Below are 16862 nucleotides of genomic sequence, written 5' to 3'. Positions count from 1 at the left end.
ATGCGGGTGCTGTCGGCCCCGTCCGTCACATAGAGCGACCACAGCGGGTGCGGCTGACCGCGATCGAGGAAGATGCCGGAGGCGCCGGCGTCTTCAACGCCGGGATCCTCTGGCAGCGCCGGCCCGGCGGGCGTCTTCTGCGCCAGGGTCAAACCGAAACCGAAGGGAAACAGGGTGGGCCCGTCCACCTTCGCGTTCACCGGCCAGGCGACGGGCAGCGTTCCGGTGAAGTCCGCGACCGGCTTGCCCCGGGGCCCGGCGACAAGCACATCGGCGACGCCGCCGCCCTCTGATCCGGGCAGCCAGGCGACGACGAACGCGTCGGAGGCGTTGATCGCGGGATTCACGAACAGCGGTCGCCCGGTGATCATCAGGCCCACCACGGGGATTCCCTGCGCCTTCAGCCTGCGCATCGTTTCAAACGGCTTCTCCAGCTCCGGGCGCAGCCGCAGCGTCTTGATGTCGCCCTGGAACTCCGCATAGGGCGTCTCGCCGAACACCACGATGGCGACATCAGGCTTCTGCGTGAAGCTGCCGTCCGGCGACAACTGCGCCTTGCCGCCCGCCGCCGTGACCGCATCGGACAAGCCCTTCCACAGCGACGTCGCACCGGGGAACGCCGCATTGCCGACGCCGGTGCCCTGCCAGGTGATGGTCCAGCCGCCGGACTGGCGCGCGATATCGTCGGCGCCGTCCCCGGCGACCAGCAGCTTCGCGCCGGGCCTGATCGGCAGCACCGACCCGCTGTTCTTCAGCAGCACCAGCGATTTGCGCACCGCCTCCCGCGCGATGGCCCGATGGTCCGGGGCGCCCAGCAGCTCGAACCGGCCCGACAGGGGGCGAGCCGAAGGGCGGCCGGCCTCGAACAGGCCCATGCGCATCTTAACCCGCAGCACACGCGCCACGGCGTCGTCCAGCCGGGCCATGGGCACGGTGCCGTCCTTCGCCTGCTTCACCAGCGAGACATGCATGTCCTTCCAGCTGTCGGGCGCCATGAACATGTCGATCCCGGCGATCAGCGATTGCGGGCAGCTGGCATTGGTGCAGCCCGCCACCTGGCCATGGGCGTTCCAGTCCGTCACCACGAAGCCGCCGAAGTTCATCCGCTCCTTCAGCACATCGGTCACAAGGCCCCGGTGCCCGGCGATCTTGATGCCGTTCCAGCTGGAAAAGCTGGTCATCACCGTTTCGACGCCCGCCTCGATGGCGGCGACATAGGGCAGGCCGTGGATGTCGCGCAGCGTCTTTTCGTCCATCCGCGCGTCGCCCTGGTCGCGGCCTTCGAAGGTGCCGCCGTCGGCCAGGAAATGCTTGGTGCTGGCGATGACATGCGGGCCCTTCAGGATCGCGCCCGAATTGGGCTCGCCCTGAAGCCCGCGGATCATGGCGCCCACGTATGAGGACACGAGCTTGGGATCAGAGGAATAGCCTTCGAACGCCCGGCCCCAGCGGAAATCCTGCGGCACCGTGATGGTGGGCGCAAAGGTCCATTCCTGCCCGGTGGTGCGGATCTCGATCGCGGTGGCCTTGCCGATGCGGAAGATCAGGTCCGGGTCCCGCGCGGCGCCCAGGCCGATGTTGTGTGGGAACAGCGTGGCGCCCACGATGTTGCTGTGGCCGTGCACGGCATCCGTGCCCCAGATCAGCGGGATCCCGACGCCGCCGCCGGAAGTGTCGACCGAGGCGTCGTAGAAGGCGTCGGCCAGCTTCAGCCAGTCGATGGGCGGCGCTTCCTCGTTGCCGCCCGGCGCGCTGTTGCCACCGTTCAGCACCGAACCCAGATGATAGCGGCGCACCTCCTCTGGCGTGACGCTGGCGATGTCGGCCTGGAGGATCTGGCCGACCTTTTCCTCGATCGTCATGCGCGCCATCAGGGTCCGGATTCGCGCCTCGATCGCCGGATCTTCCGGGATCGGCCACCGGGGGGAGGGCCAGAGCGCAGGGTTCACCGTGTCGGTGCCGTCGGCGGAACCGCCCTCAGGCCCGGCCGCAAAGCCGGCCGTTGCGCAAGACAGCAGCAGGGTGGCGATCACCCGGTGGCGCATGGCGTTCATCATCGATTCTCCCCGGCCGGCTCCACGGGCTCCCTCACGGGCCCTTGATGGATGGTTGCGCTAACGTTGGCACGGCCTGTCCGGCCAGCCAAGTGGCTTCGCGGTATGGGCCGCATTTTTCTGCACCGGGGCTTCCGTTGCGGAAGGCCCGCCCCTTGCGGATTGGCCAAGGCAATGGTAGCGCTATCAACAAGCAAGGGAGGATTTCGGTTGCACAGCCTGTTCGCGCCGTCGGCGCTGCCAGAGGATCATGCGCGCGCCACGCTGGCAGGCCGCGTGCAGCTGCGCAACGGACCCGTTCCCGTGCTGGTGCGCAACGGAGAGCTGTTCGACGTTTCGGCCGCAGCGCCGACGATGGCCGATCTGCTCGATCTCGACTCGCCTGCCGCCGTGTCCGGTGTCCACCTGTGCGCCGTCAGCGACCTCCATATCGGCGCGGGCGAAGGGCCGCAGCTGCTGTCCCCAATCGATCTCCAGTGCGTAAAGGCCTGCGGCGTCACCTTCGCGGTTTCCGCGATCGAGCGCGTGATCGAAGAGCGCGCGCGCGGCGATGTCGCCCAGGCCGCCAGTATCCGCGCCGGCCTCGAACAACAGGTCGGAGACGGCATCCGTGCCGTCGTGCCGGGCAGCGAACCCGCGCGCCGCCTGAAGGCCGCGCTGATCGAGGCGGGCATGTGGTCGCAATATCTGGAAGTCGCCATCGGCCCCGATGCCGAGGTGTTCCCCAAGGCCCCGGTGCTGTCCACCATCGGCTGGGGGGCCGAAGTCGGCATCCGCTCCGATTCGGCGTGGAACAATCCTGAGCCTGAGGTGGTTCTGCTGGTGAACGGCAGGGGCGAACCCGTCGGCGCGACGCTGGGCAATGACGTGAACCTGCGCGATTTCGAAGGCCGCAGCGCGCTGCTGCTGGGCAAGGCGAAGGACAACAACGCCTCCTGCGCGCTCGGCCCCTTCATCCGCCTGTTCGACGCCGGCTTCACGATCGACGACGTGCGCAGCGCGGAACTCGACCTGCTGATCGAAGGCCCCGAAGGCTATCGGCTGGAGGGCCACAGCTCCATGCGCCAGATCAGCCGCGATCCGCTGGAGCTGGTGCGCCAGACCCTGTCGGAACATCAGTATCCGGATGGCTTCGCCCTGTTCCTGGGCACGCTGTTTGCGCCCGTTCAGGACCGCGACGAGCCGGGCCGGGGCTTCACCCACAAGGTGGGCGACATCGTCGAGATCCGCTCCCCCCGCCTCGGCATGCTGCGCAACATCGTGACGACCAGCGCCGAAGCCGCCCCATGGACAACGGGCATCCGCGCCTTCATTGCGCAGATGCCGCAAGGAAAGACAGCCGCCCGATGAGGATCCAGCCGACGGGCGAACCCGCAGATCTCGAACCGGCCCGCTATCCCAGCCTCTCCGGCAGGCGCGTGCTGGTCACCGGCGGCGGCTCCGGCATCGGCGCCGGCATCGTGGAAGGCTTCGCGGCGCAGGGCGCCGACGTCACCTTCTTCGATATCGCCGACGAGGACTCCGCCCGGCTCGCCGCCCGGCTCGGCGTCCGCTTCGAACATCTGGACCTCACGGACATTTCGGCGCTCCGCCAGCGAATCGCCGGCCTGATCGAACAGCATGGCGCGTTCGACATCCTGGTGAACAACGCCGCCAACGACGACCGCCACGCGATCGAGGACGTGACCGAGGCCTATTGGGACGAGCGCGTGAACGTGAACCTGAAGCATCTGTTCTTCTGCGCACAGGCGGTGATCCCCGCGATGCGCGCGAAGGGCGGCGGCGCGATCATCAATCTCGGCTCCATTTCCTGGCATCTGGGCCTCGAGGGGCTCACCCTCTACCAGACCTGCAAGGCCGCAATCGAGGGGCTCACCCGCAGCCTGGCGCGGGAACTGGGGCCGGATGGCATCCGCGCCACCTGCGTGATCCCCGGCAATGTCCGCACGCCGCGCCAACAGAAATGGTACACCCCCGAAGGAGAGGCGGATATCGTCGCCGCCCAGTGCCTGAAGGGCCGGCTCGCCCCGCAGGACGTGGCCGCGATGGTGCTGTTCCTCGCCTCGGATGATGCCCGGCTCATCACCGGCCACAGCTATTTCGTGGACGCGGGCTGGCGCTGATGCCCGCCACGGAACCCCGCAGCATCTGGCCGCTCGGCGCGCCGCTGTTGGAAGGGCCGCTGTGGCATCCGGCAGACAAGGCGCTGTGGTTCGTCTGCATCAAGACCCCGGCGATCCACCGGCTCGATCCCGCGGCCGGTTCGCGGCAGAGCTGGCCTGCACCCGCGCAGATCGGCTTCGTCGTCCCCGTCGCGGGGTCGGCCAGGCTCGTCGCCGGCCTGCAGACCGGCCTGCACCTGTTCGATCCTGCAGACGGCCGCTTCACCCTGCTGGCGGATCCGGAACCCGGCCTGCCCGGAAACCGGCTGAACGATGCCGTCGTCGATCCTGAAGGCCGCCTCTGGTTCGGCACCATGGACGACGGCGAATCCGCGCCGACCGGCCGCTTCTACCGGTACGACAGCAACGGCCCGCAGGCCGTCGCCGGGCCGGTGCCCATCACCAACGGCCCCGCCGTCAGCCCCGACGGGCACATCCTCTATCATGTGGATACGTTGGGCGGCGACATCCTCGCCGCCGAAATCCGCGCCGACGGCAGCCTCGGCCCGGCCCGCCTGTTCGCCCATGTCGACCGGGCAGACGGCTATCCGGACGGCCCCAGCGTGGACAGCGAGGGCCATCTGTGGATCGGGCTCTACAACGGCTGGGCCGCGCGCCGCTACGCGCCCGACGGCAGGCTGGTGGAAACCCGCACCTTTCCGGTTTCCGCCATCACCAAGATCGCGTTCGGCGGATCGGATCTCCGCACCGCTTATGCCACCACGGCAGCCAAGCATCTCGACGCCGCCGGCCGCACCCGCGAGCCGCTGGCCGGCGATCTGTTCAGCTTCCGCGTGGACGTCCCCGGTCTGCCGTCACACGGGGTACGCCTGCGCTGATGCTTCGTCTGGCGGCCCACGGCTGGGAGCTTGACCTTCTGCCCAACCTCGGCGGCAGCATCGGCGCCCTTCGGCACCACGGCCAGGACATCCTGCGTCCGGCGCCCGCCAACCCGACCGATGCGCTTCAGACAGCCTGTTTCCCGCTCGTCCCCTATGTGAACCGCATCGCCAACGGCCGCTTCCGGTTCGGCGGGCGATCCTGGCGCCTGCCCCTCAACTTCGGCGATCATCCCCACAGCCTGCACGGCGTCGGCTGGCAGCGCCCCTGGCAGGTCACCGAACAGGGGGAGGATCGCGCGACGCTCGCACTCGATCACCCGGGCGGCGATGGCTGGCCCTGGCCCTTTCACGCCGAACAGCAATTCCGCCTCTCGGGCGGCGGCCTCGCCGCCCGGCTCCGGCTGCGCAACATGGCCGACGAACCCATGCCCGCCGGCCTCGGCTTCCATCCCTATTTTCCCCGCCATGCAGACAGCCGGCTGACCACGCGCGTCTCCGCCGCCTGGACGGCAGACATCACCCAGCTTCCGCTTGCCCGGGTCGCGCCGGATCACTTCGGCAACTGGGCCGAAGGCGACAGCCTCTCCCGCCCCGCGCTGGTCGACAACGCCCATGAGGGCTGGGCCGGCGACGCCCGGATCGAGGGCGGCGGGCTGTCCATCCGTCTGTCCGCCACCGGCGCAGACGGGCTGCACCTCTATATCCCGCCGGGCGCGGATTTCTTCTGCGCCGAACCCGTCACCCACCTGCCCGACGCGATCAACAGGGGCGGGATGGACAGTCTTGCACCGGGTGGTGACATGGAGATTGGATTGCGCATTTTCCTTGCCTGAACGGCGTTCATCCGCTCTTCACAGCGGATGGACGACCGTGCCGTCATGAAGATGCCGCTCATCGCTCTCGCGCTGCTCGCAGCCGCGCCCGCATCGGCCGATCCGGTCACCCTGTCGCTGACAGAGGCGGAAAAGGAAGCGCTGATCGCGGGCAACACCCGGCGCGATCTGGCCGATCCAACCGCAACGCCCCGGCAGACGGACAGGCGGCCCCATGGCGAAGTGGGCGTGATGGTCGGCACCGGCGGCGCGCGCAGCATCCATGGCTCGGCGGCTGTCCCGCTCGGCAGCAGCGGCTGGGCCGCCTTCGGCTTCGAGGACAGCCGCAACATCTGGCCGGTCCCCTTCTGAGGCGCTGAATCCAGCGCCGAAGGGCCACTGCCCGCTCAATGATTGTGGCGGGGCACCTCATCGCCGACGCCCCGGTACTTCAGCGCCATTTCCAGCACCGCGCCCTCGGCCAGCTGCCCGGACTTCTCGCGGTAGAGTTCCTCCCACGGCGTGCGGCTGGCAGGAACGGGCGGCGGGGCTTCGGCCAGCCGGCGGGCGATCTCGTCCGCCTCCACCAGAGCGTCGCAGCTGCCCGCGTTCAGGTCGATGCGCAGCATGTCCCCGGTGCGAAGCCAGGCCAGCCCGCCGCCGGCCGCGCTTTCGGGGGAGGCGTTCAGGATGGAGGGGCTGTCCGATGTGCCCGATTGCCGCCCGTCGCCCAGCGTCGGCAGGCTGGAGATGCCCTGGCGGATCAGCGCATCGGGCGGCTGCATGTTCACCACCTCGGCAGATCCCGGCCAGCCGATCGGGCCGGATCCCCGGATCACCAGGATGCAATTCGCGTCGATGTTCAGCGCCGGATCGTTGATGCGATGGTGGTAATCGTCCGATCCGTCGAACACCACGGCGCGCGCTTCGAACACGCCTTCCTGCCCGGGGCGGGAGAGATAGCGGCCGCGGAAACTGTCCGAGATCACGCTTGTCTTCAGGATGGCGAAGTCGAACAGATTGCCTTTCAGCACCAGGAAGCCGGCGTCCGGCAGCAGCGGATCGCCATAGGGCCGGATCACCTCGCGGTCCGTCGCGACGCGGCCGGCCACATTCTCCCCCAGCGTGCGGCCGGTGATGGTGGGCACATTGCCGTCGATGCGCCCGGCGGCCAGCAGTTCCGTCAGCACGGCAGGAATTCCGCCCGCGCGGTGGAACCGTTCCGACAGATAGCGCCCGGCCGGCTGCATGTTCACCAGCAGCGGGATGTCATGCACCGCACGCCAGTCGTCGGGCGTGATCTCAACCCCGGCATGGCGCGCCATGGCGACGATATGCGGCTGCGCGTTGGAAGAGCCGCCGATCGCGATGGTCAGTGCGATGGCGTTCAGAAAGGCCTGCCGCGTCAGGATGCGCGACGGGCGCAGATCCTCATAGGCGATCTCCACCGCCCGGCGACCCGTTTCATAGGCGATCTGCCCGCGTTCGCGGTATGGCGCGGGGATCATCGCGCAACCGGGCAGCGACATGCCCAGCCCCTCCGCGATGCTGTTCATGGTGGAGGCGGTGCCCATGGAATTGCAGTGCCCGGCAGAAGGGGCAGAGGCGCAGGCCTGCGCCAGGAACTCCGCCTCGTCGATCTCGCCGGCGGCGAGCTTTCGCCGCGCCCGCCAGATCACCGTGCCCGATCCAACCAGTTCGCCCTCGTGCCAGCCGTCGAGCATCGGCCCGCCCGACAGCACGATGGCGGGCAGGTCCATCGTGGCCGCCGCCATCAGCTGCGCGGGCGTGGTCTTGTCGCAGCCCGTCGTCAGCACCACCGCATCGATGGGATAGCCGTTCAGGATTTCCACCAGCCCCAGATAGGCAAGGTTTCGATCCAGCGCGGCCGTGGGGCGGCGGCAATTCTCGAAGATCGGGTGCAGCGGGAATTCCATCGGAATCCCGCCCGCGTCGCGGATTCCGTCGCGCACGCGCGCGGCCAGTTCAATATGGATGCGGTTGCAGGGGCTCAGGTCAGAGCCGGACTGTGCGATGCCGATGACCGGCCGGCCGGATTGCAGCTCGGCCGGCGTGATCCCATAGTTCATGAAGCGCTCCAGATAGAGCGCGGTCATGTCCGCCCGGTCCGGGTTGGCGAACCAGTCCCGCGAACGGAACGGGCGGACAGGGATCCGGGCCGTCATCTCAGCCCTGCATCGCTTCCAGTTCCTTGCCCTTGGTTTCCTTCACCACCGCGCGAACGAAGAAGAAGGAGAGCAGCGCGGACGCGGCATAGAAGCCATAGGTGAGCGGCAGGCCGACATGCTTCGCCGCCCAGGGGAAGCTCAGCACGATGGCGAAGTTGGCCGCCCATTGCGCAAGGCCCGAAACCGCCAGTGCAGAGCCCCGGATCTGGTTCGGGAACATCTCGCCCAGCATCACCCACATCACCGGGCCCCAGCTCATGTTGAAGAAGATCACATACAGGTTGGCCGCCACCAGCGCGATCAGGCCAAAGCTGCCGGGCAGGCTCAGCTGGCCGTCCACCATCACCGCATTGGCAAAGCAGATCACCATCACCGACAGCGTCGCCGCCATGCCCAGCGATCCCATCAGCAGCAGCGGCTTGCGCCCGATGCGGTCGATCATCAGCACCGTCGCCAGGCAGGCCAGGATCGAAACCGCGCCCGACACGATGTTGATCAGCAGCGCGTCATTCTCGGAAAAGCCGACGGACTGCCACAGCACCGATCCATAGTAGAAAACGATGTTGATCCCCACGAGCTGCTGGAACACCGCGATGCCGATGCCCGCCCACAGGATGGGCCGGATGCGGCCGGTCGCCGGGTCCTTCAGGTCCGACAGGCGCGGCTGGTGGTCTGTCGCCAGCGTGTGCCGGATGTCCGCCACCTTGGCGTCCGCCGTCTCTGCGCCGAACAGCTTCGACAGAACCGACTTCGCCTCTTCGTCGCGGCCCTTCAGCACCAGATAGCGCGGGCTTTCCGGGATCAGCGTCAGCGCCGCCAGATAGATGGTCGCCGGGATCATCTGCAGCCACAGCATCCAGCGCCAGGCCGGGAAGCCCAGCCAGAATTCCGCCGTCGATCCGCCGGCCGTGCGCGCCAGCACATAGTTGGCGACAAAGGCCCCGGTCAGGCCGGTGATGATCATGATCTGCTGCACGGTGGAAAGCCGCCCGCGCACCGCCGCCGGCGTCACTTCGGAAATATAGACGGGTGTCGTCACCGATGCCGCGCCCACGCCCAGCCCGCCGATGAAGCGTGCCAGCACGAACAGCCAGGCTGAGTTCGCCGCCCCTGCGCCAAAGGCCGAAATCACGAACAGCCCCGCCGCCAGCATCATCACGTTGCGCCGCCCGATCAGGTCGGAAAGCCGCCCCGCCGTGAAGGCCCCCACCGCGCAGCCGATCAGCAACGCGCCCACCAGCACGCCGGTTCCCAGTTCGGAAACGCCGAAGGCGCCTTCCAGCCCCTCCTGCGTGCCGTTGATCACGCCGCTGTCATAGCCGAACATGAAACCGCCGATGGTGGCGACCGCCACGATCGTCGCGATGAAGCCGTAATTGGCCTGGCGCCCTGCATCCGTCATCCGTCTCTCCCCAAACCGCCCGGCCGTTGTCGGCTCTTCGGGCCTGCCTCCGCAAGCAGCCGATGTTAGCGGTAACCCCACCGCTGTTCATGCCGCTCCGCGACAGTCTTGGCAAGGGGGCTTCCACGGCGCAAATCGCATTCGTATGCAATCCGCCGCGGCGGTGTCAGGCAGTGGGCGGGCCGCTCGATCCCCGGACGATCAGCTGATAGGGCAGCACCAGCTCCGGCTCGTCCGGTGTCTCGCCCGTGCGCAGCCGTTCCTGCAGCAACGCGACGGCCGATCGCGCCATTTCCGCGATCGGCTGGCGGATCGTCGTCAGCTGCGGCCAGATGCTCGTCGCCAGCTGCGTGTCGTCGAACCCCACGATGCTCAGGTCCTGCGGCACCTTCAGCCCCAGGCGGTTCGCAACCCCCACGGCGGCAGCCGCCATGTCGTCGTTGCTGGCGAAGATCGCCGTCGGCCGGTCGGCCCCGGCCAGCATGCGCCCGGCGGCCTCCAGCCCCGAATCATAGCTGAAATACCCCTGCTCGACCGGCATGGCCTTCGCATCCAGCCCCGCGTCCGCAAGCGCGGCGACAAAGCCGCGATAGCGTTCCGCGCTCGCGATCTGGTTCGGGTGCCCCTTGATGAAGCCGATGCGGCGGTGCCCCAGCTCCAGCAGGTGCCGCGTCATCGTCGCCGCGGCCGCCTGGTCGTCGATCCGCACGTTCAGCGCGCCCGGCTGCATCCGCCCCAGCGCGATCGCCACCCAGGGCACATGTGCCGCCGTCAGCTCCGCCTTCACCGCCTCTGATTCCGACAGCGGCGGCGGCAGGATCACGCCCTGGATATCCGGCCCCACGAAATGCCGTGCCGCTTCCGCCTGCGCTGTCGGGCTGGCATCGTTGCAGGGTTGCAGCAGCAGGTGGCTGCCCCCCAGCCGCGCCCCCTCCAGCGCCCCTATCAGGAACTGGCTGAGGTAAGAGGCAGAGGGGTTGGAATAAAGAAGGCCGATCTGCGCCGCCCGCCCGGCCGCCAGGGTGCGCGCCGCACTGTTCGGCTGGTAACTCAGCTTCTCGATCGCGGCGAGCACGGCCTCGCGCGTTTCGCTGCGCACCTGCGATCCGCCGTTCACCACCCGCGAGACGGTCATCGCAGACACGCCCGCCTCCCGCGCGACGTCCTGGATGGTCGCGCTTCCGGATTTGCGGCGGGTCGGTCGGCTCATCCCGCAATCCCTATGGGCTGATCCGTCTGCTGTCGACTGTCACGGCATAGGGGCCCACCATCGCCCCCACGAAGCCCCGCGCCCGCCAGCTGCTCAGCACGGTGCCGTCGGCCCCGGCCAGCAGCGTCCGCCAGTCCCCGCCCGCAGGTGCCCAGTCAAACCGATAGCGCTCGCCCTCAGCCACAATCCTCAGGCGGATGTCACCATCCGGTGCCGGGGCAGAGGCCAGTAGCCGTCCGGCCGCCGGTGTCTCCGCCCCGTCGCGCAGCAGCAGCCGGATTTCCCGCCGGCCACCGCCCGCATCCGCCAGCAGCAGCGCATACCAATATTCATCGCGCTGGATGATCCCCAGCCCCGCCGCCTCGCCCGCGCCCGGCTTGAACGACAGCAGGGTAGAGGCCTCCATGTTCATATGCTGCTGCCGCCGCGCCACGAAGCTGGGATCGGCCAGATCGCCCAGGCCGATGCTGCGCGGCGTCAGCCTCAGCACCCCGCCCTCCAGCCGCATCCAGCCGTCCGCGGGCCCACGCATCGTCATCCAGTGCAGGCCCAATGCCGGGCCGTCGAAGGCGTCCTCCACCATGAAGGGCCCGCTGGTGGGCATCGGCGGCGCCGGATCGGGCGGCAGGGCGGGGCGCTTCGCCACATGCGGGATCGGCACGCCCGGCTTCAGGATCGTCGGCCAGCCGTCCGCCGTCCATTGCACAGGCAGCAGGAAGGTTTCGCGACCCGTGTTGTAGATGTCGTCGCGATAGGGCCGGGTCGCCAGGAACACCGCCCACCAGTCGCCAGCCTCCGTCTGCACCAGGTCGGCATGCCCCGCCGAGCTGATCGGGAACAGGCGCGCCGGATCCATCCCGCGCTGCGTCAGGATCGGGTTTCCCGCAAAGGCTTCATACGGCCCCTCGATCGATTTCGATCGCAGCACGACCTGCGCGTGCCGGTCGCCCGTGCCGCCTTCGGCCGCCGTCAGATAATAGAAGCCGTTCGCCCGGAAGAGGTGCGGCCCTTCCACATACTCCGGCTTCTCCGCGATCTTCGCGCCGCCGTTCAGGATCATGTGGCGCGGGCCCACCAGCTTCATCGCCCCAAGATCCAGCCGCTGCAGGAACACCGCACGATGCCCCGGATAGGTTTCGCCGCCCGGCGGCACATCATTGTTCAGCAGCCAGGCGGATCCATCCGCATCGAAGAACAGCGACGGGTCGATCCCCCAGCCCAGATCCGGAAACCAGTGCGGCTGGCTCCATGGCCCGGCCGGATCCTTCGCGGTGACGATATAGTTGCCGCCGCAGGCAAAGCAGGTGTTGGCGATATAGAAGGTGCCGTCGTGCCAGCTGATGGTGGGCGCGAACAGCCCCTGCGACAATTCCCTGCCCTTGAAATCCACCATCCCCGGCCGGTCAATGGCGTTGCCGATCTGCCGCCAGCTGACGAGATCGCGGCTGTGCCACACAGGAATCCCCGGGAACCAGCCAAAGTTGGAGTTCACCAGGTAGAAATCCGCTCCCACCCGGACGATCGAGGGGTCCGGGTAAAAGCCTGCCAGCACCGGGTTGCGGAACTGCCCTTCGGCCGGCCCCGCACCCGGATCCACCGGATCGGAACCGGCATAGCGGAACCAGCGGAACTCCGCCTCCGCCGCCCGCAGCGCCCCTTGCGGGCACAGGATCAGAAGGGCGGCCACCAATGCGCCCGCAGGCCGGAATCCCATGTTGCACGCCTCCCCAGACGCAGCTAGGCTTCGAATGTTAGCGTTATCTTGCAGCGACGACCAACGCCGCGCAACCTTAATCTCGGGGGCAGGGAATGGATGAACAGCTCGGCAGGCCGCGTGTCGGGGTTGCACCCGCCCTGTGCGGCCGCCTTCCCGCTCGACAGCATATGCCCGGTTTCCTAACGGTCGCGCCGGAATGACCACGACCGAACTCTTCCTGATCGCGATGCTGCTGGTGTTCAGCCTGCCCTGGCTGGTCTGGCGGCTGTTCCGCACAGACGGTTTCGCCCCGCTCGTGGTCGTGCAGATCCTCAGCGGCGTCCTGCTTGGGCCGGGCGTGGTGGGGGCGGCCTTCCCCGACGCGCATACCGCCCTGTTCAATCCCCAGGTCATCACCGCGCTGAACGGCGTCGCCTGGTGGGGCGTGATGATGTTCGTCTTCACCGCCGGGCTTGAACTCGATCTGAAGGCCGCGTGGCAGAACCGCCGTGAAACCGGGATCACCGCCTCGCTCGCCCTGCTGGCGCCGCTCACCCTTGGCATGGCGGCGGGCGCTCTCCTGCTTCGCACCGAAGGATGGCTGGGGGCGGAAGGAACCCGCCTGCAGGCGACCGCCGGCATCGGCATGGCGGCCGCCGTCACCGCGCTTCCGATCCTGATCCTGTTCATGGAAAAGCTGGAAATCCTGCGCCAGCCGCTGGGCCAGCGCATCCTGCGCTATGCCAGCCTGGACGATATCGCCATCTGGGGCGTGCTGGCCATCATCCTCGTCGATACGGATCGCATGGCCCGGCAACTGGCCTTCTTCGCCTGTTTCGCGCTGGCGTCCTTCGCCATCCGCCGCCTCGTCAGCCGCATTCCGCAGGCAGACCGCTGGCATGTCGGCCTGATCTGGCTGATCGCCGTCAGCCTCGCGGCAGACTGGTCGGGGCTGCACTACATGGTCGGCGCCTTCCTCGCGGGCGCAGTGCTCGACGGCCACTGGTTCGACAGCAAGCGCATGGACCAGTTCCGCACCACCATCCTGTTCGCGCTGATGCCCGTGTTCTTCCTGTCCACCGGCCTGCGCACCAGCTGGGAAATGGGCGGCCTCGCCGTCATCGGCGCGGCGGCGCTTCTTCTTGTCGCCTCCGTCGCGGGCAAGCTCGCGGGCGTGCACCTCGCCGGACGCATCCTCGGCTGGAACCGGGGGGAGGCGAACCTCATCGGCTGGCTGTTGCAGACAAAGGCGCTCATCATGATCATCTTCGCGCAGGTGCTGCTGGATCGGCAGATCATCTCCAGCGCCGCCTTCACCGCGCTTCTGCTGATGGCCGTGGGCAGCACGATGCTCACCATTCCCGCCGTGCGCCTGTTGCAGCGCCGGCAGGCCGATCAGGCGGGCGGCGCGGCGCGGCAGTAACGGTCGATATAGTCCGCCTGCGTGGGCAGCGCCTCGGCCGCGTCCGCAATCGTCTTGCGCATGGCGCGCAGCATCCGGTCCAGCTCCGCCGGGGGCACGCTGTCCGCCATCGGGTCATGGCCCGTCGGCTCGATGCCCTGGCCCAGCAGCACCGCCAGCCAGCTCGATTCCCAGAACAGGTCGTGCGGCCGTTCCAGCAAGCGGCCGGATTCGCGGAACAGGGCGATCTTTTCCGCCAGCGAGTCCGGGATCGGCATGGTCCGGCAATAGCGCCAGAAGGGCGTGTCGTCGCGCTCCGTCGCGCTGTAGTGCAGCACCAGGAAATCCCGCACCCGCTCGAACTCGTTGCCCATCTGCCGGTTGTACTCCGCCTGCAGCAACGGGCTCATCCGGGCGCGCGGGAAGGATGTGATCAGCCGCGTGATGCTGGATTGGATCAGGTGGATGCTGGTCGATTCCAGCGGCTCCAGAAAGCCCGAGGACAAGCCCGCCGCCACGCAGTTGCGGTGCCAGAATTTCGTCCGACGGCCGGTGGTGAAGCGCAGTTGCATCGGCTGCGCCAGCGCCGGTGAATCCAGATTGCCCAGCAGGATGTCGCCGGCTTCCGCATCCGCCATGTAGCTGTTGCAGTAAACCATGCCGTTGCCGGTGCGGTGCTGCAGCGGAATCCGCCATTGCCAGCCTGCGCCCCAGGCGGTCGAACGGGTATAGGGCGTATCCTCGGGCACCTTGCCGCTGGGCACCGCCAGCGCGCTGTTGCACGGCAGCCAGCGGGACCAGTCCTCATAGCCGACGCCCAGCGCCTGCCCCAGCAGCAGCGAGCGGAAGCCGGTGCAGTCGATGAACAGGTCGCCCGCAATCACGCCGCCATCGTCCAGCAGCAGGGATGCGATGTCGCCCGTCTCGCCGTCCAGGTTCACCTGGGCGATCCGGCCTTCCCGCCGCACCACGCCCCGCGCCTCGGCATAGGCGCGCAGGTATTTCGCATAGAGCGCGGCGTCGAAATGATAGGCATAGGCCATGGTGGACAGCACCGATCGGGGATCGGAACTGGGCCGCTGGAAGCGCCCGCGTATCGCCGCCTGCGTTGTCAGCGAATAGGCCTCGATGCCCACCGGATCGCCCAGCTGCCGCGCCCGCAGCCAGTGCTGGTGAAAGGGCGCCAGCCCCACCGGCTGACCATAGGCGCCGAAGGGATGGAGATAGCGGTGCCCCGGCCGCAGCCAGTTCACGAATTCGATCCCCAGCTTGAACGTCGCCTGCGTGGCGCGGATGAACTCCTCGTTGTTGATGCCGAGGATCCCGTTGAAGGCCTGGATCGGCGGGATCGTCGCCTCACCCACGCCCACGATCCCGATCTCCTCGGATTCCACCAGCGTGATCGACACATGATCGGCCCCGCCCAGCACGCGCGACAGCGCGGCGGCGGCCATCCAGCCGGCGCTGCCGCCGCCCGCGATCACGATGGAGCGGACAGGCGCTTCCCCGTTCATGCGGGCGCCTTCATGGCGCAGTGGCGCGCGATATAGGCCGCCTGCGTCGGCATCCGCTCGGCCCAGGCGGCATAGGCCTCCCGGCGCGCCGCCATCCCCCGCGCCAGCCGCGCGGTGTCGATCCGGTCCACCAGCGGGTCATATCGGCCCGGCAGGCAGCCATTGCCCAGGAAGATCGCCGCCCAGCTCGGCTCCTGATAGCTTTCCTCGGTCATCAGCGGCACGCGCCCCATCGCCTTCCACAGCTCGATCTTGTGCGCCAGCGTGTCGGGCAAGTCCATGTTGCGCACATAGTCCCACATCGGCTCGGTGCGGTGGGTCAGGCAATAATGCAGGATGATGAAATCGCGCACCCGCTCCACCTCGTTCGCGCACAGCCGGTTGTATTCGGCGATGATCGCGGGGTCGCGCCGACGATCCGGGAAATGGTCGATCAGCCGCGCGATCGCCGTCTGGATCAGCTGGATGCTGGTCGATTCCAGCGGCTCCAGAAAGCCGCTCGCCAGCCCCACCGCCACGCAGTTGCGGTTCCACGCCAGCTTTCGCCGCCCGCCCTCGAAGCGCAGCACGCGCGGCTCCTGCATCGGCTCGCCCTTCAGCGTCGCCAGCATCAGCTCACGCGCCCGCTCGTCGCTGGTGAAGCGGCTGGCATAGACATAGCCGTTGCCTTCGCGATGCTGCAGCGGAATGCGCCATTGCCAGCCGGCCTCCAGCGCGGTGGATGTGGTGAAGGGCGGCGAAGGCGCTTCGCCGCTGCTCGCCGTCACCACCGCCCGGTCGCAGGGCAGCCATTGCGCCCAGCTGTCATAGCCGGTCTTCAGCGTCTCCTCGATCAGCAGGCCGCGAAAGCCGGAACAGTCGATGAAGAAGTCCGCCTCCAGCGCCCGCCCGTCGGCCAGCGTCACCGAAGCGATGTCGCCGCTCTCGCCATGCTGCGCAACATCGCTGATCCGGCCTTCCACGCGCGTCACGCCGCGCGCCTCGCAATGGCGGCGCAGATAGCGGGCATAGAGCGCGGCGTCGAAGTGATAGGCATAGCGGTAATCGGATTCGCCGCGCCCGCTTTCAGGATCCGGCGGCGTGAAGCGCCCGCGCCGGCCCAGCGCATAGGTCAGGCTGTAGTCCTCGATCGGCCGGTCGTCGCCCTGCCGGCGCAGCTTCAGCCAGTGATGGTGCGGCGCGATGCCTTCGATATCCTCGCCGAAGTCTCCGAAGCCGTGGAAATGCACATTGCCGATCCGGCCCCAGTCGCGGAACTCGATGCCCAGCTTGAAGCTGCCGTGCGTCGCGGCGACGAAGTCATTCTCATCGATGCCCAGAAGCCCGTTCAGGTTGCGGATGATGGGCACCGTCGCCTCACCCACGCCAACGATCCCGATCTCGTCGGATTCAACCAGCGTGATGCGTGTCGTCGCCGGATCCAGGAAGCGCGCCAGCACGGCGGCGCTGATCCAGCCGGATGTTCCCCCGCCCACCACGAGAACGGAGCGGATGGCGTTTTCGGTCATGAACCCAGCCTAGCCTTCCCCTGCGCGGCCGCGAAGCCGAAAACTGGCAGCCGGGCCGGGGCACATGGCCC

Annotated in this window: 13 protein-coding genes; 6 read left to right on the top strand and 7 right to left on the bottom strand. The window is 68.2% G+C overall.

Annotated elements, in window-relative coordinates; translation table 11 throughout:
• Positions 1 to 2054 (bottom strand): glycoside hydrolase family 3 protein (locus ACE3O8_RS05715; RefSeq protein WP_374387697.1); only part of this gene is annotated, 2054 nt, incomplete at its 3' end.
• A gap of 210 nt (positions 2055 to 2264) precedes the next feature.
• Between ACE3O8_RS05715 and ACE3O8_RS05710 the strand changes: the two genes are divergently transcribed.
• From ACE3O8_RS05710 to ACE3O8_RS05690, 5 genes are read left to right on the top strand one after another with little or no spacing between them, the layout of a single operon-like run.
• Positions 2265 to 3404, top strand: coding sequence for a fumarylacetoacetate hydrolase family protein (locus tag ACE3O8_RS05710; RefSeq protein WP_374387695.1), 1140 nt, complete (start codon positions 2265 to 2267; stop codon positions 3402 to 3404).
• Positions 3401 to 4177, top strand: a complete 777-nt coding sequence (locus ACE3O8_RS05705) for an SDR family NAD(P)-dependent oxidoreductase (protein WP_374387693.1) — start codon at positions 3401 to 3403, stop codon at positions 4175 to 4177. Before ACE3O8_RS05710 ends, ACE3O8_RS05705 begins: the two co-directional genes overlap by 4 nt.
• Positions 4177 to 5055: an SMP-30/gluconolactonase/LRE family protein gene (locus tag ACE3O8_RS05700; protein WP_374387691.1), complete on the top strand. Its 879-nt coding sequence runs from the start codon at positions 4177 to 4179 to the stop codon at positions 5053 to 5055. Before ACE3O8_RS05705 ends, ACE3O8_RS05700 begins: the two co-directional genes overlap by 1 nt.
• The gene (locus tag ACE3O8_RS05695; protein WP_374387689.1) at positions 5055 to 5891 is read left to right on the top strand and encodes an aldose 1-epimerase; all 837 of its coding nucleotides are present in this window, start codon (positions 5055 to 5057) and stop codon (positions 5889 to 5891) included. Before ACE3O8_RS05700 ends, ACE3O8_RS05695 begins: the two co-directional genes overlap by 1 nt.
• Positions 5892 to 5918: 27 nt before the next feature.
• Positions 5919 to 6242: a hypothetical protein gene (locus ACE3O8_RS05690; protein ID WP_374387687.1), complete on the top strand. Its 324-nt coding sequence runs from the start codon at positions 5919 to 5921 to the stop codon at positions 6240 to 6242.
• 35 nt (positions 6243 to 6277) lie between these two features.
• Here the strand turns inward: ACE3O8_RS05690 and ACE3O8_RS05685 are convergent, their stop codons facing one another.
• From ACE3O8_RS05685 to ACE3O8_RS05670, 4 genes are all read right to left on the bottom strand, one after another.
• The gene (locus ACE3O8_RS05685) at positions 6278 to 8056 is read right to left on the bottom strand and encodes an IlvD/Edd family dehydratase (protein WP_374387685.1); all 1779 of its coding nucleotides are present in this window, start codon (positions 8054 to 8056) and stop codon (positions 6278 to 6280) included.
• Between the two features lies 1 nt (position 8057).
• Positions 8058 to 9461 (bottom strand): sugar porter family MFS transporter, encoded by a 1404-nt coding sequence (locus tag ACE3O8_RS05680; protein WP_374387683.1) that lies wholly within the window; start codon positions 9459 to 9461, stop codon positions 8058 to 8060.
• 166 nt (positions 9462 to 9627) lie between these two features.
• On the bottom strand, positions 9628 to 10671 hold the full coding sequence (locus ACE3O8_RS05675) for a LacI family DNA-binding transcriptional regulator (protein WP_374387681.1): 1044 nt from the start codon (positions 10669 to 10671) through the stop codon (positions 9628 to 9630).
• A 10-nt stretch (positions 10672 to 10681) separates the two neighbouring features.
• Positions 10682 to 12385: a glycoside hydrolase family 43 protein gene (locus ACE3O8_RS05670; RefSeq protein ID WP_374387679.1), complete on the bottom strand. Its 1704-nt coding sequence runs from the start codon at positions 12383 to 12385 to the stop codon at positions 10682 to 10684.
• 199 nt (positions 12386 to 12584) lie between these two features.
• Between ACE3O8_RS05670 and ACE3O8_RS05665 the strand changes: the two genes are divergently transcribed.
• A complete protein-coding gene (locus tag ACE3O8_RS05665; RefSeq protein ID WP_374387677.1) occupies positions 12585 to 13790 on the top strand; it encodes a cation:proton antiporter in 1206 nt (401 codons plus the stop codon).
• Here the strand turns inward: ACE3O8_RS05665 and ACE3O8_RS05660 are convergent.
• Positions 13763 to 15283, bottom strand: a complete 1521-nt coding sequence (locus ACE3O8_RS05660; RefSeq protein ID WP_374387675.1) for a tryptophan halogenase family protein — start codon at positions 15281 to 15283, stop codon at positions 13763 to 13765. The two genes, ACE3O8_RS05665 and ACE3O8_RS05660, sit on opposite strands and share 28 nt — an antisense overlap.
• Positions 15280 to 16791, bottom strand: coding sequence for a tryptophan halogenase family protein (locus tag ACE3O8_RS05655; protein ID WP_374387673.1), 1512 nt, complete (start codon positions 16789 to 16791; stop codon positions 15280 to 15282). The genes ACE3O8_RS05660 and ACE3O8_RS05655 overlap by 4 nt, the downstream gene beginning before the upstream one ends.
• Between the last annotated feature and the right edge of the window lie 71 nt (positions 16792 to 16862).

The organism is Sandaracinobacter sp., from assembly GCF_041909755.1.
Classification (GTDB): Bacteria; Pseudomonadota; Alphaproteobacteria; order Sphingomonadales; family Sphingomonadaceae; genus Sandaracinobacteroides.
This window is presented reverse-complemented; position numbering and strand designations above follow the sequence as displayed.